The organism is Leifsonia sp. 563 (assembly GCF_040545055.1).
In the GTDB taxonomy this organism is placed as follows: Bacteria; Actinomycetota; Actinomycetes; order Actinomycetales; family Microbacteriaceae; genus Leifsonia.
This window is the reverse complement of sequence record NZ_JBEPLE010000003.1, coordinates 63924-88878: the sequence shown is the minus strand read 5'-3', so window position 1 is coordinate 88878 and position 24955 is coordinate 63924. Positions and strand designations below refer to the sequence as shown.

Sequence of the window (24955 nt, the reverse complement as noted above, 5' to 3'; positions counted from 1 at the left end):
CCGGCGTCAGCTGTAGAGGCGCTCGGGCACCTCGAGCCCGTAGATGGCTCGGCCCGAGTTCCAGATCGCCGCACACGCCGCACGAAGGAGATCGAGCTCGTCGTTTCCCTCGGACACGATGCGGACGTCGTTCCCGTCGATCGTGACGGTTGCGTCACGTACGCTGACCGCGCCGTTCCGCGCCGTCTTCACCTCGGGATAGGGCTCGCTGAGTCCGCGCAGGTCGCGCACGATGAACGTCGGCCGCGAGTCCGCATGGGCAGCGAGCAGCTGCTTTCCGCCGTCGATCCCGGTGAGGACGAGGACGGAGGCGATGCCCGCCCGGTTGGCACCCAGGATGTCCGTGTCGAGCCGATCGCCGATGAAGAGAGGGCTCTGCGCCTGGAAGCGCGCGACCGCCTCGTCGAAGATCGCCCGCTCCGGCTTGCCTGCCACCAGGGGCAAGCGGCCGACCGCTGTGTGGACGGCCGAGACCAGGGTGCCGTTGCCCGGCGCGATGCCTCGGGCGACCGGGATCGTCCAGTCGGTGTTGGTCGCGATCCAGGGCCGCTCGTCGTCGGTGCGCCCCTGCAGGGCGAAGGCGGCCTCGGCGAGGTCGGCCCAGCCCACGTCGGGCGAGAAGCCCTGGATGACCGCCGCCGGCGACTCGTCGGCCGAGCGTGTGACCGTGAAGCCCCCCTTCACGACCTCGTCGACCAGCCCGTCCCCACCGACCACCAGGATGCTGGAACCGGCGGGCACGTGCTGGGCCAGGAGTCGCACGGCCGCCTGCGGGGACGTGACGACATCGCTCGGCTCGACGTGCAGACCGAGCTGATTCAGGTGCTCGGCGACGGACGCATCTGTGCGCGAGGCGTTGTTCGTGATGTAACCGACTCGTGTGGTCTCAGCAACGGCGTTGAGGCTTTCGACGGCATGCGGGATGGCGTCGGGTCCTTTGTAGACGACACCGTCCAGATCGGCGAGGACGAGATCAACGCCGTCGAGCGGCGCCCGGCCCTCACTGCTCCGTCGAAACAGGGCCATCGGTCGGCTCACCCTCCTCGTCGTCGGTGCGATCGTCTTCCTCGACATCGTCTTCCTCGCTGAGGAGCGCTTCCACCTCGAGCTCGTCCTCGCTGAGGGGAGCCTCGTCGGAGAATTCCTCGGGGTCGAGAAGCACCTCCTCCTCGATGACGTCGATGGTCTCGAGTTCGTCGGTCGCGTGTGCCTGCTCGAAGGCCTCTTCAGCGCGCTGTGCCAGTTCTCGCCACCGCGCCGCATCGGCGTCGCGACCGAGTTCTTCGAGCACTTCCGCGTAGGCGTGGAAAAGGTCGGCGCTGTACGAGAACGCCCGGGTGGGGTCGAGTTGCGGTATCTCCAACTCGGCCAACGCCGCTTCCGGCTGTTCGAGGTCGAGGCGAGCTCCGGACATGGCAATGGCGAGCGATACCTGCACGTCGGCCGGCAGGGTGGCCCGGTCGACGGAGCGTCCGAGTTCGAGGGCGCGGTCAGGTCGACCGACCCCGCGCTCGCTGTCCACCATCAGCGGCAGCTGGTCATTGGATCCGGAGATGCGACGGTACGTGCGCAGCTCACGCAGCGCGAGGGCGAAATCGCCGATCGCATACGCGGTTATCGCGAGGGTCTCGCGGACCACGGCGACCCGCCCGGCTCGACGTGCCGCCGAGAGGGCGTGCTGGTGTGCGAGCTCCGGGTCCGTCTCGATCAGGCGGCTCGCCATCACCAGGTGCTTGGCGACCCAGTCGGCGTTGTCCTTGCTGAGCGTCTTCAGTTCGACGCGAGCCTCGCCGGGCAGATCCCGGGCCTGAATGTCCTCGGGGATGAGCGGGTCATCGTGGCGTGGACGGACGGACTGCAGCTCTCGTGCGAGCTGCGCCTCCTCGTCCGTACGCCAGCTCTCGTCTCGGGCGTCCCGATCGCCTCGCGCCGGACGTCCGTCGCGGGTCCAGAGCCCATCCTTCTGAGGAGGCCGCCCCTGACGGTCGTTACGGAACCCACCGGAACGCGGCCCATCACCGGATCGGCTCGGCCGATCGTTGCTCCGGCCGCGGTCTCCGCCGGCGCGGTACCGGTCGCCGCCATCGCCGCGCGGCTTCCACTCGCGCGACTGCCGATCGTCACCACGCGGCTTCCACTCGCGCGAGCGTCCATCGTTGTCACCACGCGGCTTCCACTCGCGGGCGGGACGCCCGTCGTTGGATCGCGGCTTCCACTCGCGGGCGGGGCCCTCGTTCGATCGCGGCTTCCACTCGCGGGAGGGACGCCCGTCGTTCGAACGGGGCTGACGGTCGTCGCGCGAACGTCCGCGGTCCCGGTCGGATCCAGCGCGTTCCGGGCGGTCTCCGCGGTACTGAGGTGCGCCGCCGCGGTCGGAACGATAGCCGCCCGAACGACGCTCGTCCGAGCCGGAGCCGCCGTCGCGGTTGCTACGCCAGTTGCCGCCACCCGATACCGAACGGTCGCGGGATGCACCGCCACCGGCACGGGGTCGACCGCCGTGGTCTCCATCGTTCCGGTTGGGACGGTACCCGTCTCCGCCGGTCCGCGGACGGCCAGTGTCTGCGCGGTCGCCGCGGGGACGGTCGCCGTCGCCGCTGCGCGACGGACGGTATCCGTCGCCTCTCCGCGGTGCGCGACCGCCCTGATCTCCGTCACGGGAGGAGCGGTACCCGCCGTCCTCGCGCGGGCGCCGGCTCTGGCCGGAGCCGCCACGATCGGGTCGGTACCCGGCGCCGTCGCGACGCGATCGGTCGGGCTGCTGGCGCCGCGGTCGCTCGTTCCGGGCGTTCTCGTCTGCCGGTGTGTCGCTCACGGCTTCTCCTGTCGAGTCGGCGGGTCGAGCCCAGCCTATGCTTCGTGCTGCTAGTGACCCCGTTAACGCGAAATGGCCACCCATCACTGGGTGGCCATCTCACAAAGAAGTCCGGCGGTGTCCTACTCTCCCACAGGGTCCCCCCTGCAGTACCATCGGCGCAGAGAGTCTTAGCTTCCGGGTTCGGAATGTAACCGGGCGTTTCCCTCTCGCTATGGCCGCCGAAACACTATTGATGTATCAAAGTGAACGATCAAGCTTTAGCTTGAATCAGTTCTCGACCGTACATCGAGAACCACATAGTGGACGCGAACAATCTTGGCCCCTCATAGCTGCCTTACAACGTTTATGAGAGTGGTGATTATCAAGTTATCGGCTTATTAGTACCGGTCAGCTCCATGGGTCTTTAGTCCCCACTTCCACATCCGGCCTATCAACCCAGTAGTCTAGCTGGGAGCCTCTCGCCCGAAGGCATGGAAATCTCATCTTGAGGCCGGCTTCCCGCTTAGATGCTTTCAGCGGTTATCCATCCCGAACGTAGCTAACCAGCGGTGCTCTTGGCAGAACAACTGGCACACCAGAGGTTCGTCCAACCCGGTCCTCTCGTACTAGGGTCAGATCCTCTCAAATTTCCTACGCGCGCAGCGGATAGGGACCGAACTGTCTCACGACGTTCTAAACCCAGCTCGCGTACCGCTTTAATGGGCGAACAGCCCAACCCTTGGGACCTACTCCAGCCCCAGGATGCGACGAGCCGACATCGAGGTGCCAAACCATGCCGTCGATATGGACTCTTGGGCAAGATCAGCCTGTTATCCCCGAGGTACCTTTTATCCGTTGAGCGACAGCGCTTCCACAAGCCACTGCCGGATCACTAGTCCCGACTTTCGTCCCTGCTCGACTTGTCAGTCTCACAGTCAAGCTCCCTTGTGCACTTACACTCGACACCTGATTGCCAACCAGGTTGAGGGAACCTTTGGGCGCCTCCGTTACTTTTTGGGAGGCAACCGCCCCAGTTAAACTACCCACCAGGCACTGTCCCTGAACCGGATTACGGTTCTAAGTTAGATATCCAGAGTGACCAGAGTGGTATTTCAACATTGACTCCACCGACACTGGCGTGCCGGCTTCAAAGTCTCCCACCTATCCTACACAAGCCACACCGAACACCAATACCAAGCTGTAGTAAAGGTCACGGGGTCTTTCCGTCCTGCTGCGCGTAACGAGCATCTTTACTCGTAGTGCAATTTCGCCGAGTTCGCGGTTGAGACAGCTGGGAAGTCGTTACGCCATTCGTGCAGGTCGGAACTTACCCGACAAGGAATTTCGCTACCTTAGGATGGTTATAGTTACCACCGCCGTTTACTGGGGCTTAAATTCTGAGCTTCGCCGAAGCTAACCCTTCCTCTTAACCTTCCAGCACCGGGCAGGCGTCAGTCCGTATACATCGTCTTGCGACTTGGCACGGACCTGTGTTTTTAGTAAACAGTCGCTTCCCACTGGTCTCTGCGGCCTTCAAACGCTCCAGGAGTAAATCCCTTCACGCCTCAGGCCCCCCTTCTCCCGAAGTTACGGGGGCATTTTGCCGAGTTCCTTAACCACGATTCTCTCGATCTCCTTGGTATTCTCTACCTGACCACCTGAGTCGGTTTGGGGTACGGGCGGCTGGAACCTCGCGTCGATGCTTTTCTTGGCAGCATAGGATCACCCATTTCGTCAATGAAGACTACGCATCGTGCCTGGGCCTATATGAGAGACGGATTTGCCTATCCCTCGGCTTACACACTTACACCGGGACAACCATCGCCCGGCTGGGCTACCTTCCTGCGTCACACCTGTTAATACGCTAGCCGCACCAGCATGGGGTCGAGCGTTAGGCCCGGACCTTCACCCCGAAGGGATCCGTGTCCAGGATTAGGACTCTTAGCACCACTGGATTAGCTTGGGCGGTTCTTCGCCGGTACGGGAATATCAACCCGTTGTCCATCGACTACGCCTGTCGGCCTCGCCTTAGGTCCCGACTTACCCAGGGCGGATTAGCCTGGCCCTGGAACCCTTGGTCTTTCGGAGGACGGGTTTCTCACCCGTCTTTCGCTACTCATGCCTGCATTCTCACTCGTGTGGCGTCCACGGCTGGTTTACACCGCCGCTTCACTCGCCACACGACGCTCTCCTACCCATCAACACGGCTGGACCACGAAGGCCTACCAATAATGTCAATGCCACAACTTCGGTGGCGTGCTTGAGCCCCGTTACATTGTCGGCGCGGAATCACTTGACCAGTGAGCTATTACGCACTCTTTCAAGGGTGGCTGCTTCTAAGCCAACCTCCTGGTTGTCTGTGCAACTCCACATCCTTTCCCACTTAGCACGCGCTTAGGGACCTTAGTTGGTGGTCTGGGTTGTTTCCCTCTCGACGATGAAGCTTATCCCCCACCGTCTCACTGCTGCGCTCTCACTTACCGGCATTCGGAGTTTGGCTGACGTCAGTAACCTTTTGGGGCCCATCGGCCATCCAGTAGCTCTACCTCCGGCAAGAAACACGCAACGCTGCACCTAAATGCATTTCGGAGAGAACCAGCTATCACGAAGTTTGATTGGCCTTTCACCCCTATCCACAGCTCATCCCCTCAGTTTTCAACCTAAGTGGGTTCGGTCCTCCACGACGTCTTACCGTCGCTTCAACCTGGCCATGGATAGATCACTTCGCTTCGGGTCTAGGACATGCGACTGAATCGCCCTATTCAGACTCGCTTTCGCTACGGCTACCCCTCACGGGTTAACCTCGCCACATATCGCTAACTCGCAGGCTCATTCTTCAAAAGGCACGCTGTCACCCCTACAAGGAGGCTCCAACGGTTTGTAAGCAAACGGTTTCAGGTACTATTTCACTCCCCTCCCGGGGTACTTTTCACCTTTCCCTCACGGTACTTGTCCGCTATCGGTCATCTGGGAGTATTTAGGCTTATCAGGTGGTCCTGACAGATTCACACGGGATTTCTCGGGCCCCGTGCTACTTGGGATACTCTTCGCGCCATTGGACCATTTCGGCTACGGGGTTGGCACCCTCTATGACTGGCCTTTCAATACCATTCGCCTATGATCCTTTGTAACGCTTGCAGTTCGGCAGAAGCTGCTGAAAAGTCCCGCAACCCCGACCATGCAACGCCTGCCGGCTATCACACATGATCGGTTTAGCCTCTTCCGGGTTCGCTCGCCACTACTAACGGAATCGCTTTTGCTTTCTCTTCCTGTGGGTACTGAGATGTTTCACTTCCCCACGTTCCCTCTACCCGCCCTATATATTCAGGCGGGAGTCACTGGGTCACCCAAAGGGCCCAGCGGGGTTTCCCCATTCGGAAATCCTCGGATCAAAGTTCGCTTATCAACTCCCCGAGGCTTATCGCAGATTGCTACGTCCTTCTTCGGCTCCAGATGCCAAGGCATCCACCGTTTGCTCTTAGAAACTTGAAATCACATGAGTTTTAGAATCGATCGACTCATCCGAAGATGAGCAGATTGACCAATGATCTAATAAATCAGATCATCTTTGTGATCCGAACCCGAAGGTTCGAATCTAAGATGCTCGCGTCCACTGTGTAGTTCTCAAAGTACGGGCGGTACCTTCTCCGCCGGCCGAGTTATGACCGACAAGAAAAGGTCCAGAGGATTCGGTTCTCATCTTTTCCGATGAGGTCCGGTCCCTCAGGACCCAACAGCGTGCATGTGCGAAGCTTCGCAGTCCGAACCGTTCCTATCCCGAAGGATGTACTGAGTTCGAGCCGATCGGCTCCGCACCAATGTCAATGTTCCACCCATGAGCTAACCGGCTGAGACGTTCGCTCAGATCCGGCGCCTGGACACCCGAGGGTGCCAGTTGCTCCTTAGAAAGGAGGTGATCCAGCCGCACCTTCCGGTACGGCTACCTTGTTACGACTTAGTCCTAATCACCGATCCCACCTTCGACGGCTCCCTCCACAAGGGTTGGGCCACCGGCTTCGGGTGTTACCGACTTTCATGACTTGACGGGCGGTGTGTACAAGGCCCGGGAACGTATTCACCGCAGCGTTGCTGATCTGCGATTACTAGCGACTCCGACTTCATGAGGTCGAGTTGCAGACCTCAATCCGAACTGAGACCGGCTTTTTGGGATTCGCTCCACCTTACGGTATTGCAGCCCTTTGTACCGGCCATTGTAGCATGCGTGAAGCCCAAGACATAAGGGGCATGATGATTTGACGTCATCCCCACCTTCCTCCGAGTTGACCCCGGCAGTCTCCTATGAGTTCCCACCATTACGTGCTGGCAACATAGAACGAGGGTTGCGCTCGTTGCGGGACTTAACCCAACATCTCACGACACGAGCTGACGACAACCATGCACCACCTGTTTACGAGTGTCCAAAGAGTTGACCATTTCTGGCCCGTTCTCGTATATGTCAAGCCTTGGTAAGGTTCTTCGCGTTGCATCGAATTAATCCGCATGCTCCGCCGCTTGTGCGGGCCCCCGTCAATTCCTTTGAGTTTTAGCCTTGCGGCCGTACTCCCCAGGCGGGGCGCTTAATGCGTTAGCTGCGACACGGAAACCGTGGAATGGTCCCCACATCTAGCGCCCAACGTTTACGGCGTGGACTACCAGGGTATCTAATCCTGTTCGCTCCCCACGCTTTCGCTCCTCAGCGTCAGTTACGGCCCAGAGAACTGCCTTCGCCATCGGTGTTCCTCCTGATATCTGCGCATTCCACCGCTACACCAGGAATTCCATTCTCCCCTACCGCACTCTAGTCTGCCCGTACCCACTGCAGGCCCGAGGTTGAGCCTCGGGTTTTCACAGCAGACGCGACAGACCGCCTACGAGCTCTTTACGCCCAATAATTCCGGACAACGCTCGCACCCTACGTATTACCGCGGCTGCTGGCACGTAGTTAGCCGGTGCTTTTTCTGCAGGTACCGTCACTTTCGCTTCTTCCCTACTAAAAGAGGTTTACAACCCGAAGGCCGTCATCCCTCACGCGGCGTTGCTGCATCAGGCTTGCGCCCATTGTGCAATATTCCCCACTGCTGCCTCCCGTAGGAGTCTGGGCCGTGTCTCAGTCCCAGTGTGGCCGGTCACCCTCTCAGGCCGGCTACCCGTCGTAGGCTTGGTGGGCCGTTACCTCACCAACTACCTGATAGGCCGCGAGTCCATCCTTGACCGAAATTCTTTCCACGTACAGGAGATGCCTCCGTACGTCATATCCGGTATTAGCTTCCGTTTCCGGAGGTTATCCCAGAGTCAAGGGCAGGTTACTCACGTGTTACTCACCCGTTCGCCACTAATTCCCCAGAGCAAGCTCCGGGTTCATCGTTCGACTTGCATGTGTTAAGCACGCCGCCAGCGTTCGTCCTGAGCCAGGATCAAACTCTCCGTAAAATGTTTAGCTCCACGATCGCAAGCGACCGGGAAACATAGTGCAGGCTTGGACAGGAAATATGTCCACGCACTGCGAGTTTGTCTTGACTAGTTTCGAATATCTACTGACATTCTGTTTCTAATCCAAAGGAATCTCGCATCGACCACTAGACTAGGTCTAGACAGTCAATGCCGAGGTTGTTTGGCATTTGACATTGTGCACGCTGTTGAGTTCTCAAGGATCGGACGCTCTCGCCTTCCAGCCTGTCGGCTTTCTCTGCGAGGCAACTTCTCTACCTTACCACTCTCAGTCAGTTTGTCAAGTCGGCGTTTCGTGTTCCTCGTTGGCCCGATATGTGGTGGGCACAACCGATCACACGATCCGAACCGGTTAGACCTGCTCAGTGAGTGGGTGTTAATCCTAAGCGCAGCAACCGAACTAATTCAAGTTCAGGTTTGCCGCTAGGCTAAGGATTTGGTCCCGCTTGAGGCCGGGGAGCTCTTCCGCTCTCCCGCACCTTTGGGGTGACAAGTAAGTACTTTACGCAGGCCTTCGTAGACGTGCAAATTCCGCCCGCAGCCCGGGCGTGTCGCGCTTGACATCCCCGGAATTCCGCGGATCTGCCCGGCGGCATCTCTGTCGAGGCCCCAAACGGGAGAACCCCCTCGAAGCCGAAGCTCCGAGGGGGTTCTGTCCGTGCGGCGGGATCTTCGGGCTCACAGTCCCGAGTACGCGTGCAGTCCGTGGAAGAACACGTTCACGATCCCGAAGTTGAAGAGCACGGCCGCGAAGCCGATGATCGCGAGCCATGCGGACCGCGAGCCGCGCCATCCACGAGTTGCGCGCGCGTGGATGTAGCCGGCGTAGATCACCCAGATGATGAACGTCCACACTTCCTTGGTGTCCCAACCCCAGTACCGACCCCATGCCTTCTCGGCCCAGATGGCACCGGCGATGAGCGTGAAGGTCCAGGCGATGAAGCCGACGATGTTGATCCGGTACGCCAGGTTCTCGAGAGCGACCGAGCTCGGAAGAGTGGCCAGGAAGCGAAACTGCTGCGGGCGCGACTCGGCGACTTGCCGTTCCCGGCGGTACTGCAGCAGCTGCAACCCCGACAGCGCGAACCCGAGCGCGAAGAACGCCGTACCCAAGACGGCCACGATGATGTGGATGACGAGCCAGTACGACTGTAGCGCCGGCTGCAACGGGACGACGGGTACGTAGTACCGCAGCAATGCGATCCCCTGCAGCACCAGCACCAACCCGAGCACGAACGTTCCGACGTACTTGATCTGCCACTTGAGGTTGGCCACCAGGAACACTCCGATGATGACGAGTGTCCCCGTCATCGAGAACTCCCACATGTTGGCCCACGGCACGCGAGCGGCGGCGACGCCTCTCAGCACGACCGCGACCAGGTGGAACGCGAAGCCGATGATCGTGAGCGCGAACGCCCACCTCATCGAAACCGAGTTCGCCGACCCGTTCACCAGGTCGTCCTCGACCCGGCTGCTGATCCGCGACGACAGACGGCCGAGCGCGGAGGACGGCTCCGGCGGCGCATCGCTCGCTCCGCCGCCGCCGATCACCGTCGTCGTGGGGGCCCCCACCGGGGCGGCCACCTCAGCTCGGCGCGCAACCGCGCTCGGAACAACGGCGGCCTCGACCGCCGTCGCTCGTGCCCCACGGCGCGCGAGGTCGAGCGCGAAGGCGATGAATGCCGCCGCGTAGAGTCCCATCGCCGCGTACAAGAACACGGTCGACAGCTGAGCGAGTGTCTCGGTCACAATGCAAGCCTAAGTCTTCGGGGAGCCGGCCAGGGCTCGGGAGTGCTGATCGGCGACCGCGGTCACGGCTGCCAGGAGGTTGGGGTCCTCGCCGCGGGCGAGCCCGGCGTACTCGAGCGTCAGGGAACCGTCCGGGTTCTCCACCGCCTTCACCCAGAGCCGGCGCCGGGGTACGAACAGCGACGTGAGCAGCCCGGCGAGGATGAGGATCGCGAACACCAGCACCCAGATCTGGGCCGGATCGTGGTGCACCTCCAGGGTCGCGAACCGCTTGACGCCGTCGAGGGAGATCGTGCCGAGCCCGTTCGGCAGCTCCACCGTCTGTCCCGGCTTCAGCTGAAGGGCCTTCGTCTTGGTCGGCGGCCCGGCCAGCTGCTTGAGAGTGTCGGTGTTGAGGCTGTAGACAGACTGCGGGACGCCGTCGTCGACGCCGAGATCGCCCGCGTAGACGTTCAGGCTCAAGACGGGATCGTTCAGACCGGGGAACTTCGACGCCAACGCGCCTCCGCCGGTCGAACTCTCCGTGACGGTCGGGTAGAAGAACCCGATCATCCCCACCTGCTGCTTCAAGCCGTCCGGCACCTTCACGAAACCGAGCGATGTCAGGTTGGGGTCCGCCTGCGGGATGAACGGGACCGAGTCGTTGAACACCACCTTGCCCGCCGGGTCCTTCACCGTGATCGTCGGTGCGTATCCGTTGCCCAGGAGGTACACGTTCGTCCCGCCGATCGCGAGCGGCTCGTTCACCTTGATCGTGGTGTCGGAGGACGCATCCCCGGGTCCCGTCGTCTTCACATGCGCGGTGTAGTCGAGCGGCGTGCCGATCGCATCCCGGTTCTTGGTCTCGTACGCCACATCCAGCTTGTCGACGGCGATCGAGAACGGGACCAGCGACGCGTCGTTGAAGAACCGGCCCGGGTTGAACGAGTTGTACGACGGCAGGCTGTTCACGAAGCTCTGTCCCTCGACCACGATCTTCTGGCCGGTGTAACCGAAGCCGCCGCCCACGCCGATCGCCAGCAGCACACCGAGCAGGGCGATGTGGAAGACCAGGTTGCCCGTCTCGCGCAGATAGCCGCGCTCCGCCGAGACCGACGTCGACCGCGCGTCCTGGTACAGGGCGACCCGATAGCGATTCGCCTTCAGCACATCGCGCGCGGTGAGGATCGGATCCGGCGCATCCGGGCGGAGCGCCGCGGGCAGGATGCGCGCCTGGAAGCCCGACATGCGCGTCAAGCGCACCGGCGTCCGCGGCGGCTTCGCGCGCATCGCCTCGAAGTGGTGGCGCGTGCGCGGGATGATGCAGCCGATCAGGGAGGCGAACAGCAGCAGGTAGATCGCCGAGAACCACACGGACGTGTAGACGTCGAAGAACTGCAGCTTGTCGAGCACGGGAGCGAGAGACGGGTTCTCGCTGAAGTACTTGGTGACGCCGTTGGGGTCGGAGCTCCGCTGCGGGACGAGGGACCCGGGCACGGCCGCGATCGCCAGCAGGAGCAGCAGGAACAACGCCGTGCGCATGCTGGTGAGCTGCCGCCAGAACCAGCGGATCCACCCGATCGGTCCCAGCTTCGGCTGGACGACCTCCGGGTCCTCCCGCTGGGGAGGCGCGTCGATGTGATCAGAGGGCCGGCTCAAAACCTTGGATCACCGCCAAGAACTGGGACATGAGCTCGCTCCAGAGACCGGTGACCATCAGGACCCCGATGGCCACGAGCAGGACGCCGCCGATGATGTTGATGACACGGATGTGCCGCTTGATGAACGCGACGGAACCCGCCACCCAGTCGAAGCCGAGGGCCACGAGGAGGAACGGGATGCCGAGGCCGATGCAGTAGAACAGCCCGAGCAGAGCGCCTCGCCACGGCGAACCGCTTCCGACGCTCAATGCGCTGATGGCGGCGAGCGTCGGTCCGATGCACGGCGTCCATCCCAGTCCGAAGACGATTCCGAGAAGCGGGGCGCCGATCAGCCCGGTCGCCGGACGCCACGACGGTTTGATGGTCCGCTGCAGGAAGGAGAACTGGCCGATGAACACCAGCCCCATGACGATGACGAGGGCTCCGAGCACGCGGACGACGACATCCTGCCAGCGCACCAGCCAGTAGCCGAGCGCACCGAACGCCGCTCCGTAGGCGACGAACACGATGGCGAACCCCAGGACGAACAGCGCAACACCGGTCAGCACGCGGGACCGGTCGCGCTTCGCTCCTGGATCGCTCATCCCGCCGACATAGGCCAGATATCCCGGGACCAGCGGGAGGACGCACGGGGACGCGAACGAGACCAGCCCCGCGAGGAGGGCGATCGGCAGCGCCAGCAGAAGCTGACCGCTGAAGACGATCTGACCGACGTCGCCCACGTCAGTTCTCGGCCACGGCGTCGGAGATGAGCGAGTCGAGGATGCTCTTGTCGGGGATCGCTCCGAGGATGCGCGCGGCGACGCGACCCTTCTTGTCGACGACCAGCGTCGTCGGCGTGGCCTTCGGCGGGACGGTCTTGCTGAACGCGAGGAGGACGGAGCCGGTGTCGCGGTCGAGCACGGACGGGTAGGTGACGCCCTTCTCCTTCTCGAAGCTCTCCGCCGTCTGCGCCGAGTCGTACAGGTTGACGCCGAGGAAGCCGACGCCCTGCGCCTTGTACTTGTTGCTCAGCGATTCGAGATCGGGGGCCTCGACCCGGCACGGCGGGCAACCGGCGTACCAGAAGTTCACGACGAGGACCTTGCCTGCGTAGTCGGCCGAGGACACCGTGCTGCCGTCCTGCAGTTTGCCCGTGAAGGAGACCGCGTCACCGCGGTTGCCGGCAGCGAACTCGCTGACCGTGCCATCCCCCGCGATGTAGTTCTGGCCGTTGCCGGAGCGGTACTGGTTCGCGAGGCTGTCGTTGGCGGTGCAGCCGGAGAGCGCGAGCGCGGTCGCCGCAGCGAGGGCGGCGGCGGGCAGCAGGATGCGCGAGCGGAGACGGGACACGGCGCTCACACCGCCCCCACATCGGTGGCGGCGGCCTGGAGGCTTGCGGCGGGTTCGACGTAGCCGACCTCGACGAGACGCTGCGCTTCGGGGGTCCGGCCCGGATGGATGGGGTGCTCGGTCGTGGTTTCGGCGCCGGCTGCGGGTGTCGTGCTCGTGCTCGGCGGCTCGGCGGTCACCCGTTCGAACGTCGTGATGCTCGACAAGGCGCAGCGGCGCTTGCGCGGATCGTGCGGGTAGCGCTCGCCGGCGACGGAGAGGTGAGCGACCCAGATCGGCAGCTGGTGGCTGACCAGGACGACGTCGCCCGACTCGGCCGAATCGAAGGCGTCGTGGATGGCGGCGAGCATCCGCCGCTCGATGCTCGTGTAGGCCTCGCCCCAGCTCGGGCGAAGCGGGTTAACGAGATAGGGCCAGTACTTGGGGTTGCGGACCGCGCGCTTCATGCGCGTTCCCTCGAAGCGGTTGGTCGGCTCGATGATCCGCTCGTCGATGATCGGATCGAGGCCGAAGGCTGCAGCCACCGGAGCCGCGGACTCCCGGGTGCGCTGGAGCGGCGAGACGCGGAGTGCACTGATCGGACGGGACCGCTCGCGCAGGTCATCGGCCGCGGCCTGGGCCATGCGGTGGCCGAGTTTGGAGAGGCCGAATCCCGGCAGCCTGCCGTACAGGATGCCGTCGGGATTGAACACCTCGCCATGACGGACGAGGTGAACCTGGCTCGCTACCACCGCTCCAGTCTACGGAGGGGGTTCCCTTGAATTCACTGAGCGCCCGCGGGGCTCGCGTGACAGGAACCGTCCACAGGCTGAGAGGACTCGCACTTCTCCACAGATTCCCGGCGTCGCGTCCGGTTCGCGGGCCGTCTTCGTAGCGTCGACTCATGGCCGACGAAGAAGAGGAAGTGGCTCTTGCGAACATCCCGAACCACGACCGCCCCCGTGAGCGGATGCGGCGACTGGGCGTCGGGTCCCTCACCGACGACGAGGTGCTCGCCCTGGTGCTGGGGTCCGGACAGACAGGACGCAGCGTTCTCGCGCTTGCTCGATCCGTGCTCCGCAGGACCGGCGGATTCCCGGGGCTGGCGACGATGGACTTCGCCCGGCTCGAACGCTTGCCGGGTGTCGGCCCGGCGACGGCCGGCCGGCTTGTCGCGATCATCGAGATCTGGCGCCGGGCCGGAGCGTCATCTGCCTGGACCAGGCTCACCGACCACAAGGCAGTCGCCGACGTCGTCCGCCCCGAACTCCTCCACCGCGACTCGGAGCGCTTCGTGGTGGTCGTCGCCGATCGCGCGTCGCGTCCGCTCGAGCTGGTGCTCCTGCAGGACGGCGGTGTGGATGAGACCAGTGTCCAACCCGCGGACGTGCTTCAGGCGGTCCTCACGCGCGGCGGTCGATCATTCGCGGTCGCGCACAACCATCCGTCCGGCGTGCTCGACGCCTCCGTCGCAGACCTCATGCTCACCCGGCGACTCGACCAATCCGCCGCGACGCTCGGCCTTCGTTTCCTGGGCCACGTCCTGGTGGCGGGCGACAGCTGGACGGCTCTGCCCACCGCCGGCTCCGGCGCTACGGCGTCAGGCGGGTCGGCCCACGGAAGAGGTAGGTCGTCTCGCGCAGGTTCGAGAGGTGCAGCATGAGCATCAGCACGCGTGCCAGGCCCATCCCGAAACCGCCGTGCGGCGGGATGCCGTACCGGAAGAACGCCAGGACGTCCTCGAGCTCCTCGACCGAGAGGCCCTTCTCGACGGCCTGCTTCTCGAGGATGTCGACGCGGTGCTCGCGCTGAGCTCCGGTCGAGATCTCGACGCCGTTGAAGATCAGGTCGTAGCTGCGCGTGATCGACGGGTCCTCCGGATGACGCATGTGATAGTACGGGCGGATGCTCGCGGCGTAGTCCGTCAGGAAGACGAACTCGTGTCCGTAGGTCTCCTTGACGTACGCGGAGATCTGGCGCTCGCCCTCCGGGTCCATGTCGTCGTCCTCGCGCTGCACCTCGTAGCCGCGCTCGGCGACGATGCGCTTCGCCTCAGCGAGCGGGATGCGCGGGAACGGCGTCGACGGGACGGTGACCTCGACGCCGAAGAGACGCTCGATCTCCTCGCCATGCTTCTCCTTGACGGCGGTGAAACCGGCGACCAGGAGGTCCTCGTGCACCTTCATGACGTCTTCGTGGCTGTCGATCCAGCTGATCTCCGTGTCGACGCTCGTGAACTCGGTGGCGTGCCGGCTGGTGAAGCTGGGGTCGGCGCGGAACGCCGGCCCGATCTCGAAGACGCGTCCGAATCCGGCCGCCTGTGCCATCTGCTTGAAGATCTGAGGGCTCTGAGCCAGATAAGCCGTGGTCTCGAAGTACGGCAGCTCGAACAGCTCGGCGCGCGACTCGGAAGCCGAGGCCATCAGCTTGGGGGTGTGGATCTCGACGAATCCGTTCTCCACCCAGTACTGGCGGAGCGCGTGCTCGAACGTGGTCTGCACGCGGAAGATGAGGTTGTGGCGCGGGTCGCGCAGATCGAGGAAACGCCAGTCCATGCGCTTGTCGATGCCGCTATCGGCGGCGATCGGCGTCTCAGGGATGGCGGCCGTCTCCACCTCGAGGGAGGTGAGCTTGATCTCGATACCGCCGAGCTTGACGCGCTCGTCGTGCTTCAGCTCCCCGGTGGCTCGAACGAAGCTGCCCTGCGAGAGGCCGGAGATGGTGGTGGCAGGCTCGTCCGCAATCACCGCGCCGTCGTCGCCGACGGTCCGCGGGTTGACCAACTGGACGGCTCCCGACTCGTCGCGCAGAACGACGAACTGCACCTTCTTCTGGTCGCGGACAGTCTCGACCCATCCGGCGACGCTCACGGGGCCGTCGGGAAGAGCGGCCAGGTCCTTGATCAAAACGCGTGCAGTCACGAGCCCCAAGCCTACCGGTGCGCCCGTCGTGCGCGGTGTGACAATGGGAGGACAAGGCACGAAGGAGTAGCCCATGAGTACCGACGACGTCGTCATCCTGTCCGCCGCCCGCACCCCGTTGGGGAAGATCAAGGGGGCGCTCGCCTCGCTGACCGCGGTGCAGTTGGGAACGATCGCCGTGAAGCAAGCCCTCGAGCGGTCGGGGATCGGAGCCGAGGCAGTCGACACGGTGCTCTTCGGCCAGGTGCTGCAGGCCGGTGCCGGACAGAACCCGGCCCGGCAGACGGCAATCGGTGCGGGGATCGGTTGGGACGTGCCGGCAACGACGATCAACAAGGTGTGCCTGTCGGGCCTCGCCGCCGTGATCGACGCCGCACGACTGATCCGCACCGGGGAGGCGACGGTGGTCGTGGCCGGAGGGCAGGAGTCGATGACGAACGCGCCTCACATCCTGCCCGGCTCACGGCTGGGCTGGAACTACGGGTCCATTCAGGCGCTCGACTCGGCCGCGCACGACGGGCTCACGGATGCCTTCGACGGTATCTCGATGGGCGCCTCGACAGAGAGCTACACGGAGAAGCTCGGGCTGACGAGGGAGGCGCAGGACGACTTCGCAGCGCGATCGCATCAACGGGCGGGAGCGGCAGCCGACGCCGGAGTGTTCGACGACGAGATCGCGCCCGTCACCATCCCGCAGCGCAAGGGCGAGCCGCTCGTCGTGCGAACGGACGAGGGCGTCCGACCGGATTCGACGACGGAGACGCTCTCGCGGCTGCGACCGAGCTTCGCAGAGGGCGGGACCCTCACCGCCGGCAACTCCTCCCCTCTCAGCGACGGTGCCGCGGCGCTGGTGCTGACCAGCCGCGAGAACGCCGAGCGCCTCGGCCTTTCGTGGCTGGCGCTGGTCGGGGCGAGCGGGCAGGTCGCCGGCCCGGACAACTCGCTGCACTCGCAGCCGTCCCGCGCGATCGACGCCGCCCTCAAGCGTGCGAACTGGGACGTGTCGGAACTCGACCTGATCGAGATCAACGAAGCGTTCGCGGCCGTGGCGCTGCAGTCGATGGCCGACCTGGGGCTCGATCCGGAGAGAGTGAACCTGCACGGCGGCGCGATCGCGCTCGGACACCCCATCGGTGCGTCCGGCGCACGGCTCGCCGGTCACGCGGCGCACGAGTTGGCTCGGCGTGGTTCCGGGCGAGCTGCGGTCGCGCTGTGCGGTGGTGGTGGGCAGGGCGACGCGCTGCTGCTCTATCGCTGATCGGACGCTGCCGGAGACTGTTTGCACTCGGAGTGCCGGCCGGAGGGTCAGCGCTCCAGGTGACGCTCCGCCGGGCCGGTGTACTGCGACAGCGGCCGGATCAACGAGTTGGCGGCGTACTGCTCGAAGATGTGCGCCGTCCAGCCGGTGACCCGTGCCGCCGCGAACAGCGGAGTGAACGTCTCGGTGTCGAAGCCCATCAGGTTGTAGGCCGGACCGGACGGGTAGTCCAGGTTCGGCTTGATGTTCTTGCGCTCGCCCATCGCGCTCTCCAGAGCGTCGTACAGGTCGAGGAGATCGCGACGGTCGTAGTGCTCGGCGAGGACCACCAGCGACGCGCGCATCGTCGGGACGCGGGAGTCGCCGTTCTTGTACACGCGATGGCCGAAGCCCATGATCTTGCGCTTCTCGGCGAGAGCCGCGTCGAGCCACTCCTCTGCGCGGTCGGCGCTCTGGATCTCGTCGAAGGCGTGCATGACGGCCTCGTTCGCGCCGCCGTGGAGGGGGCCCTTCAACGCTCCGACGGCACCGGTCACCGCCGAGTAGACATCCGACAGCGTCGAAGCGATCACCCGAGCCGTGAAGGTCGACGCGTTGAACGAGTGCTCCGCATACAGGACGAGCGAGACGCGGAACGCGTCCACGACCACGTCGTCCGGCACCTCGCCGAACGTCATCCAGAGGAAATTGCGCGAGTAGTCGAGGTCGTCGCGCGGCTCCACCACATCGAGACCGCGGCGGCGGCGCTGGATGTAGGCAACGATGGCGGGCAGCTGCGCGAACAGGTAGATGGCACGGCCCTCGTTGAGCTCGGGATCGAGGATGCTGTCGGGCTGCTGCAGCGTGGCGTCGAGGCCACCGAGCTGGCTGACCGCGGTTCGCAGGGCGTCCATCGGGTGGGCCGACACGGGGATGTCATCCAGCGCGCGGCGCGTGCGGTCATCCAGGCGACGCAGCGACCGCTCCAGGGACTCGAAGGCGACCAGCTCATCCGCAGTCGGCAGTTCGCCGTGCCACAGGAGGTAGGCGACCTCTTCGAACGAGCAGTGCTCGGCCAACTCCTGGACCGGGTAGCCGCGATACAGCAGCGAGTTCGTCTGCGGGTTCACCGAGGAGATGGTCGTCGTGTCCACGACGACACCGGCGAGGCCCTTGTGGATCTCGGGGTCGGTCATGTGAGCTCCTTCGCTGCTGACGGGATGGCCGCCGGTGAGCGGCATCGAGAGAGGGCGCTACTTCCGCACGTCGAAGTTGTACACCGACGTGTCCAATGCACTTCCTCAAACATACAGCGGGGGTCTCAGCGCCAGACGGGTACACCATACTGTTCAGCCACCCTTCGCATCAGAGCAGACGTAAGGAACTTTCGTTGCGAGTCGGCGTCCTTCACAGCGTCAATCGGATGGCCCGTGAAGCACTCGTTTACTTTCAAGATCGTTACCGACCGAGACATATCCGACGAAGGTCAAGGCTTCGGCGCTACACGGTGCCTTGTCACGGGTGCCCTCGATTGTGAGCACCACTTCGTGCGTGCGCTCGTCGATGTGGGCGCGGGTTGGCCGGACGCACGTGTCGTCGCTGCGTGCCGAGAAGTAGATCCGGTTGTCGGCCGGATCGATGCGAATGAGGTGCCAGGGAACGAACGGTCCTGAGGGTTTAGCTGCCCGGTCCAGAGGCAACTGGCCCGTCGGCGTCGACGACGTGGGAGACGCGGAAGCGATGCGTGTCGTGGGCGCCTCGGCGGGCTGGCCGGCGGTGCAGCCGGCCAGCCCGAGGGTGACCGTCGCGCAGATGGCGGCAGTCACGACGGAAATGTGTTGTCTTCTATCCAAGAGCCGGCGATACTCCGAAGATTTGCACCTGGTACCCAACGTCAGCGAACAGCCCTTCGTGGCCGTTCATGTTGTTGGCGCTGATCGTTCCAGCGATTCGAGCCACGCTACCCAGCGTCGGGTCTGTCGTCACGTTGGCCAAAACCGGACCTCCGCTATCTCCCGGCTCAACGATGACCGCGTTGGGGTCCTGCGCGATATCCAATCCGCAGACGGTGTACGTCTTTCCGTCCTCCGTGACGGCCGCGCAGGCGTTCGTGGCTCCCACAGTCGCGCCACAAACCCAGCCCGTCGTAGACCCGTCGAAGCAGACCGAGGAGCCAGGTGCGACTGTGGCGGCGCCGCGGATATTGCGTGCTGATACCGACCCGTCCTGGTTCGATTGGTACACGAATCCCGAGTAGGTTGAGCCGCTCACGAGCTCACTGTCGGTGCGGTTGTCGCCCCATTGCACTGTGGCGACGTTGCCGACGTTTCCATAGGTGTGGACGTTGGTTCCGTCGAAGTACCCCTGCTGCCAGTTGGTCCCAGTTGGAGCGCAGTGTCCCCCGGTCATTATGTAGCTGCTGCCGTATGCGCCTGTCGTGGTGCACTCGATCCAGAATGGCGAGCCGTTGATCGTTTGGTAGCTGATGATTCGGTCTCCTCCGTACCAGGGAGTGCCGAGAATATCGGCGTATGGCGGGCCGCCGTTTGGGGTGAGGTTGAGCGGGGACAGTTTCGATACCTGTGCGTGCTTGGCGGTGGCGGTGCTCTTGGGAGCCTCCTGGATCACCTTGATTCCTGGCGTGGCAGGCGTGCGCTTCTCGGCCGTGGTCCACGGCCCCTCCGCGAATACCTTCACCGGCTTATCCAGCCGATTTGCGAGCGCGTTCTGTGCCGCGGCTGTTGGGCTTGACAGGCCGACGTAGATGACGCCGTCCCGCTCGTACCAGGTATTCAGCTGATTGCGGAGCCCCGCTGCGGTGGCCGCGGCCGGAACGGTCGTGCGGAACGCCAGATCGGAGGCGGCAGCAGGAGGAGCGGTGGGGGGAGGCGTAGCAGCGACGCTCGCTTGCGCTCCGAGCAGCGAGACGCTCGCCGCCATGCACACAACTAGTGCTCCGAGGAACTTTGATCTTGCCATTGAAGAAGTACCCTTCGTTGGGTCTGCTTCGGGTTTCGGCGGGGCGGGGGCAGCCGTCGCCGGCTACAACTGGAGCCTTTCGCATGAAGTTATCGCGGGTCAACTACCCATCGCGCTTCGGCTCCTTCGAACCTTCTCAGAAACGGTTCTCCGCCATCCGCGGGTGGATAGGGGCTATCACGCAGAGCAATGCCGGGGTTCTAGACATACAGCTCGGGGTTGCGAGGAACGACGCGGAAGCCGGTTCGGCCGTCGCCCTTCCGTGCGGGCGGTATCACCTCGACGTGGTCGATAATCGCGGCGAGGGCGGTGCGGAGTTCGAGGGGTGATGCTGCGTCCCACAGGTAGGTGACGCGGACGGCGAGTTCGCGGACTTCCTCGACGGTGATGTCGGGGGCGGCGGGGGCAGTGTCGCGGGTGTTGAGTCGGTCGATCTCGGCTTGGAGGCGCTCGGCGGCGGCGTTGTAGGCGTCCTCGCTGATGCGGCCTTCGACCCAGCGGACGGTGAGCGCGCCAAGTGCGGCTCGTGACTTCGCGAGTCGGCGCGCTGCGGCGGCGCCGTCGTCAATCGCTGTGACGGCTCGGCGTTCCAGTGCCGCGGCGCGGGCGCCGTCCTGGATCTCGGCGGCGCGTTCGAGCACCCATGCTTTCACTGCGGCGATGACGTTGTGCTCGAGGCAGGACACGAGCCTCCGGCCGTCGCAGTACTGGTACCACCGGGTGCACACGAACCCGGGTGCCATCTGCCCGCCGGCGGATGGCCACTTCGCGAGCCGCATGCTGCCACCGCAGTCGGCGCAGCGCAGCTGCCCGGAGAGTGGGGAGCGCGGCTCGACTTGGCGGGAGGGTCGGGGCGCTTCGCCGCGGCGGCGCAGGTACGCCTGCCACAGTTCGGCGCTGATGATCGCCGGGTGGCGCCCCGGATGGTAGGTGCGCCCCTCTGCGGTCATCTGCACGATCAGCCCGGCGGCGAACCCGGAGTCCAGGATGCGGGTCACCACGGGGATGGACCAGCTGCCGCCGCGCGCCGTGGGCACGCCTTCGCTGTTCAGCCACCGGGTGATGCGGGAGAACCCGTGCTCATCCTCGGTGTATCGGCGGTACGCCTCCGCGAGCACGATCGACTGCTCGGGGTGAAGCTCGTAGGTGTCCTTCTCGCCGCGGATGTACCCGAACCGGTCGCCGCCCGAGCTGCGCTACTTCTCGGTGAGAGTGAGGTCGAGTCCGTTGTCGGGATGATACGTCCACGACGCATCCACGCCGTCCCAGGTGCCCTCCTGGCGACCGTCAAGCGCCCGTGTGGTCTCGATCTCGTTGAGGATGGCGTCTGTGACGTTCAGTGCCTTCAGGATGCAGAGCTCGGTCTCCGCGCTCATCCCGTCGGAGTCTTCTTTGCCCTTGCCGTCGAGAATGAGCGTGTGCTTACCGTCACCGAGCGATAGGCCGGGCGAGACGCCAATCAAGTCGCACTTGTCCATCGCCTTCTGCATCACGGTACGGGTCTCCGTCGGGGTCGGCTTGGCCGTCGGGGAGGCGCATCCGCTGAGTGCGAGCGCGAGGCCCACCACAGCGACAACAAGGAGGCGGTTCTTCATGCTCGCGAGCGTACCGGACGGTCGGATGATGCACCCGTCCCGCGTTCGGGGTCAGGATGCTGCAGGAGGGTCAGCCCTACGGCGGTCCCGGTCCTCGCGCAGGCCACTGTACGTTTCAAAAATCACGTTGTCGAAGGCGTTGTAGCCCTCGTAGTCAATCAGGTCGTACAGATCGGCGCGATGCTGCATGTCGTCCAGCATCGGCTTCAACGTCCCCTCGCCGACCAGCTGGTCAAGGCCACGCTCGGCGGCGCCCATCGCCAGGCGCAGAAGGGATACCGGCCAGATGACGATGTTCACGCCGACGTCACGCAACTGGTCGACGGTGAACAGGTCGCTCTTTCCGAACTCGGTCATGTTCGCCAGCACAGGTACGTCCACGGCGGCACGGACGGCCTCGAACTCGGACAGATCAGCCATCGCCTCGGGGAACAGGGCGTCCGCACCGGCATCGACCAAGGCCTTCGCGCGGTCGATCGCCGCGGCGAGACCCTCGACAGCACGAATGTCCGTCCGCGCCATGATGAGGAGGTTGCCATCGCGCCGAGCATCCACGGCGGCCCGGATCCGCTTCAGAGCGGTGTCCTCATCCACCACCTGCTTGCCGTCGAGGTGACCGCACCGCTTGGGGTTGACCTGATCCTCGATGTGCAGGCCGGCGACGCCGGCATCCTCCAACGCCTGGACCGTGCGCGCGACGTTCATCGGCTCGCCGAAGCCGGTGTCCGCGTCGACGAGCGCAGGCAGGTCCGTCATGCGCGTGATCTGCGCGGATCGGCCGGCGACCTCCGTCTGCGTGGTCAGGCCGATGTCCGGCAGGCCGAGGTCTGCGGAGAGGACGGCGCCCGAGATGTAGACGCCCTCGAAGCCCTTGCGCTCGATCAGGCGCGCGCTCAACGGATTGAAGGCCCCAGGCATGCGGATCAGCTCACCCGACGCCAGCCGGGCTCGGAACGCTGCACGCTTCTCGTGCGCGGGAACCGACGAATACAGCATTTAGAAGAGTCCCTTCGGCGCGGGGGTCGCGGCCAGAAGTCCGGGACGCGCGGTGATGGTGAGGCCGGCGAGTTCGGAGGCGCTCAGTTCGGGCAGGCGTTCGGCCAGCGCCAGGAATCGCTCGATCTCGTCCTGCTCCAGAACGTCGGCCGCGAGCATGCGGAACTTCGCGACGTAGTCCGCCCGGGCGAAGGGCCGAGCACCCAGCGGGTGAGCATCGGCCACGGCGATCTCGTCCTCGATGACCCGGCCATCAGCCAGACGGATCACCACGCGACCACCGAAAGCCTTCTCCGAAGGGTCGGTGGAGTGGTAGCGGCGGGTCCACTCCGGATCCTCCGATGTGGTCACCTTCCCCCACAGCTCGACGGTGTCCGGGCGAGCCGCACGCGACGGCAGGTACGACTCCACGTGGTGCCAGCCGCCGTCCTGAAGGGCAACCGTGAAGATGTACGGGATGCTGTGGTCGAGCGTCTCGCGCGATGCGGTCGGGTCGTACTTCTGCGGGTCGTTCGCCCCCGAGCCGATCACGTAATGCGTGTGGTGGGACGTATGGATGACGATGCTCTCCACACGAGACGGGTCGGCCACCTCCGGATGCTCGCGGTGCAGCTTCCTCGCCAGGTCGATCCAGGCCTGGGCCTGGTACTCAGCGGAATGCTCTTTGGTGTACGAGTCGAGGATCGCCCGCTTCGCCTCTCCTGCGTCCGGCAGAGGCACGTCGTACGACGCGTCCGGACCGTCGAGCAGCCAAGCGATCACGCCGTCCTCGCCCTCGTAGATCGGGGTCGGGCTGGTCTCGCCACGCAGCGCCCTGTCGATCGCCTCGACCGCCATCTTGCCGGCGAAGGCGGGCGCGTGCGCCTTCCAGCTGGAGATCTCGCCCTTGCGCGACTGACGTGTCGCCGTGGTCGTGTGCAGCGCCTGGCCGATCGCCTGGTAGATCGTCTCGGCCGGGAGGCGGAGCAGAGTACCGATGCCCGCCGCGGCGGACGGTCCGAGGTGGGCGACGTGATCGATCTTGTGCCGGTGCAGGCTGATCGCTCGCGCGAGGTCGATCTGGATCTCGTAGCCCGTCGCGATGCCGCGGACGAGGTCCCGGCCTGTCAGCCCGTAGGCCCGCCCGGCGTGCTGCGCGACCGCGGTGATCGGAGGGATGTTGTCACCGGGATGCGAGTACTCGGCGGCGAGGAACGTGTCGTGGTAGTCCAGCTCCCGCACCGCGACTCCGTTGGCCCAGGCCGCCCACTCCGGCGAGACGCGGACGGTCTGCTGCTCACCGAAGACGGTCGAGCCGTCCTGCGGGTGCTCAACGGACTCGGTGAGTTCCTCCAACTGGCGGGACGGGATCGGGTGCGCGAGAGCCTGCGACCGCGCCGAGACCACCGGCCGTCGGGTCAAGGACGCTGCGGCGACGGCTGCGTTGTCGATCACCCGGTTGATGACCATCTCGGTGACGTCCGCATCCACCTCCACCGGGTCGGTCGCGACCTGCGCGATCTTCCATGCGAGCTGGTCCTGACGGGCGAGGTTCTCCTCGCTGCTGTGCACACGAACGTTGTGGAGCTTCACGTAACGAACCTACCTCCCCTACGCTCGGCTCATGGTTCCCGGCCCGTCGCTGCTCGCGTTCGCCCTCGCGTCGATCGCCCTCATCGTCATCCCCGGGCCGAGCGTGCTGTTCGTGATCGGGCGCTCTCTGGCGCTGGGACGGCTGGGCGGTCTGCTCAGCGTCGTGGGGAACGCTCTGGGAATGCTCCCGCTCGTCATCGCCGTGGCCCTGGGGATCGGCGCCGTCGTCGCGCAATCCCTGGTCCTGTTCACGATCATCAAGTTCGCGGGTGCCGCCTACCTCGTCTACCTGGGCATCCAGGCGATCCGTCACCGGCGGCACACCGCGGTCACCCACGAGGCCGCTCCGCCCCGGCGATCCTGGATGCGCATCCTCGGCGAAGGATTCGTCGTCGGGCTGACGAATCCGAAGTCGCTCGTCTTCTTCGTCGCGGTGCTCCCGCAGTTCGTCGACTACCGCGCGGGCGGGATCCCCCTGCAACTGTTCGAACTCGGGGTGATCTTCCTCGTGCTCGCGCTGATGTTCGACAGCGTGTGGGCGCTCGCCGCCGGCACCGCCCGTCAGTGGTTCGGGCGCTCGCCCAAGCGCGTGGAACGGCTCGGAGCGACGGGAGGCGTCCTCATGATCGGCCTCGGCGGGGTGCTCGCCTTCACCGGCGTCAAGCACTGAAAACGCAGCGAGCCGGCGCCAGCTCGATCGCTGACGCCGG

General features: G+C 64.6%; 18 protein-coding genes and 3 rRNA genes. 3 read left to right on the top strand and 18 right to left on the bottom strand.

All coding sequences use genetic code 11. The features are described from left to right. Nucleotides 1–6 precede the first annotated feature (6 nt). The 10 genes from ABIC47_RS10850 to ABIC47_RS10805 form a co-directional block, all read right to left on the bottom strand. Nucleotides 7–1026 (bottom strand): HAD-IIA family hydrolase, encoded by a 1020-nt coding sequence (locus ABIC47_RS10850; RefSeq protein WP_354480287.1) that lies wholly within the window; start codon nt 1024–1026, stop codon nt 7–9. Further along, nucleotides 1001–1723 (bottom strand): hypothetical protein, encoded by a 723-nt coding sequence (locus ABIC47_RS10845; protein ID WP_354480284.1) that lies wholly within the window; start codon nt 1721–1723, stop codon nt 1001–1003. Before ABIC47_RS10845 ends, ABIC47_RS10850 begins: the two co-directional genes overlap by 26 nt. Nucleotides 1724–2924: 1201 nt before the next feature. After that, nucleotides 2925–3041 (bottom strand): 5S ribosomal RNA (rrf, locus tag ABIC47_RS10840). Nucleotides 3042–3175: 134 nt separating this feature from the next. Further along, a 23S ribosomal RNA gene (locus ABIC47_RS10835) occupies nt 3176–6289 on the bottom strand. 414 nt (nt 6290–6703) lie between these two features. Next, nucleotides 6704–8227: ribosomal RNA gene (locus tag ABIC47_RS10830) — 16S ribosomal RNA — on the bottom strand. Together the 16S, 23S and 5S rRNA genes form the textbook arrangement of a ribosomal RNA operon. A gap of 696 nt (nt 8228–8923) precedes the next feature. Further along, nucleotides 8924–9994, bottom strand: coding sequence for a c-type cytochrome biogenesis protein CcsB (ccsB, locus tag ABIC47_RS10825; RefSeq protein WP_354480282.1), 1071 nt, complete (start codon nt 9992–9994; stop codon nt 8924–8926). A gap of 9 nt (nt 9995–10003) precedes the next feature. Next, the gene (gene resB / locus ABIC47_RS10820) at nt 10004–11632 is read right to left on the bottom strand and encodes a cytochrome c biogenesis protein ResB (RefSeq protein WP_354480279.1); all 1629 of its coding nucleotides are present in this window, start codon (nt 11630–11632) and stop codon (nt 10004–10006) included. Then, nucleotides 11616–12356, bottom strand: a complete 741-nt coding sequence (locus tag ABIC47_RS10815; protein ID WP_020076057.1) for a cytochrome c biogenesis CcdA family protein — start codon at nt 12354–12356, stop codon at nt 11616–11618. Before ABIC47_RS10815 ends, resB begins: the two co-directional genes overlap by 17 nt. Nucleotide 12357: 1 nt before the next feature. Next, nucleotides 12358–12975, bottom strand: a complete 618-nt coding sequence (locus ABIC47_RS10810; protein WP_354480276.1) for a TlpA disulfide reductase family protein — start codon at nt 12973–12975, stop codon at nt 12358–12360. Then, complete coding sequence (locus tag ABIC47_RS10805) at nt 12972–13697, bottom strand: histidine phosphatase family protein (protein WP_354480273.1); 726 nt, start codon at nt 13695–13697, stop codon at nt 12972–12974. The genes ABIC47_RS10810 and ABIC47_RS10805 overlap by 4 nt, the downstream gene beginning before the upstream one ends. A gap of 152 nt (nt 13698–13849) precedes the next feature. On the opposite strand from ABIC47_RS10805, the gene ABIC47_RS10800 reads away from it, so the two are divergent. After that, nucleotides 13850–14608, top strand: a complete 759-nt coding sequence (locus ABIC47_RS10800; RefSeq protein WP_051087265.1) for a JAB domain-containing protein — start codon at nt 13850–13852, stop codon at nt 14606–14608. Here ABIC47_RS10800 and aspS read toward each other — a convergent pair. Beyond that, a complete protein-coding gene (aspS, locus tag ABIC47_RS10795; protein ID WP_029042887.1) occupies nt 14538–15866 on the bottom strand; it encodes an aspartate--tRNA(Asn) ligase in 1329 nt (442 codons plus the stop codon). The genes ABIC47_RS10800 and aspS overlap by 71 nt on opposite strands. Nucleotides 15867–15939: 73 nt before the next feature. Between aspS and ABIC47_RS10790 the strand changes: the two genes are divergently transcribed. After that, a complete protein-coding gene (locus ABIC47_RS10790) occupies nt 15940–17124 on the top strand; it encodes an acetyl-CoA C-acetyltransferase (RefSeq protein ID WP_354480269.1) in 1185 nt (394 codons plus the stop codon). 47 nt (nt 17125–17171) lie between these two features. Here the strand turns inward: ABIC47_RS10790 and ABIC47_RS10785 are convergent, their stop codons facing one another. The 7 genes from ABIC47_RS10785 to ABIC47_RS10755 form a co-directional block, all read right to left on the bottom strand. Continuing rightward, the gene (locus ABIC47_RS10785) at nt 17172–18299 is read right to left on the bottom strand and encodes a bifunctional 2-methylcitrate synthase/citrate synthase (RefSeq protein ID WP_018189191.1); all 1128 of its coding nucleotides are present in this window, start codon (nt 18297–18299) and stop codon (nt 17172–17174) included. 219 nt (nt 18300–18518) lie between these two features. Then, complete coding sequence (locus ABIC47_RS10780) at nt 18519–18929, bottom strand: hypothetical protein (RefSeq protein WP_354480266.1); 411 nt, start codon at nt 18927–18929, stop codon at nt 18519–18521. 19 nt (nt 18930–18948) lie between these two features. Continuing rightward, nucleotides 18949–20082 carry a chymotrypsin family serine protease gene (locus ABIC47_RS10775; RefSeq protein ID WP_354480264.1) on the bottom strand — a complete coding sequence of 378 codons (1134 nt, stop codon included), beginning with the start codon at nt 20080–20082 and terminating at the stop codon, nt 18949–18951. Between the two features lie 200 nt (nt 20083–20282). Beyond that, entirely contained in the window at nt 20283–21200 is a 918-nt protein-coding gene (locus ABIC47_RS10770; protein ID WP_502910236.1) for a recombinase family protein, read from the bottom strand. A 78-nt stretch (nt 21201–21278) separates the two neighbouring features. Further along, nucleotides 21279–21677 carry a hypothetical protein gene (locus tag ABIC47_RS10765; protein ID WP_354480261.1) on the bottom strand — a complete coding sequence of 133 codons (399 nt, stop codon included), beginning with the start codon at nt 21675–21677 and terminating at the stop codon, nt 21279–21281. Nucleotides 21678–21728: 51 nt separating this feature from the next. Next, nucleotides 21729–22673, bottom strand: a complete 945-nt coding sequence (gene prpB / locus ABIC47_RS10760) for a methylisocitrate lyase (RefSeq protein ID WP_354480258.1) — start codon at nt 22671–22673, stop codon at nt 21729–21731. Beyond that, nucleotides 22674–24245: an MmgE/PrpD family protein gene (locus ABIC47_RS10755; RefSeq protein ID WP_354480256.1), complete on the bottom strand. Its 1572-nt coding sequence runs from the start codon at nt 24243–24245 to the stop codon at nt 22674–22676. Nucleotides 24246–24276: 31 nt separating this feature from the next. Between ABIC47_RS10755 and ABIC47_RS10750 the strand changes: the two genes are divergently transcribed. After that, nucleotides 24277–24915, top strand: a complete 639-nt coding sequence (locus ABIC47_RS10750) for a LysE family translocator (RefSeq protein WP_018189188.1) — start codon at nt 24277–24279, stop codon at nt 24913–24915. Nucleotides 24916–24955: the final 40 nt, after the last annotated feature.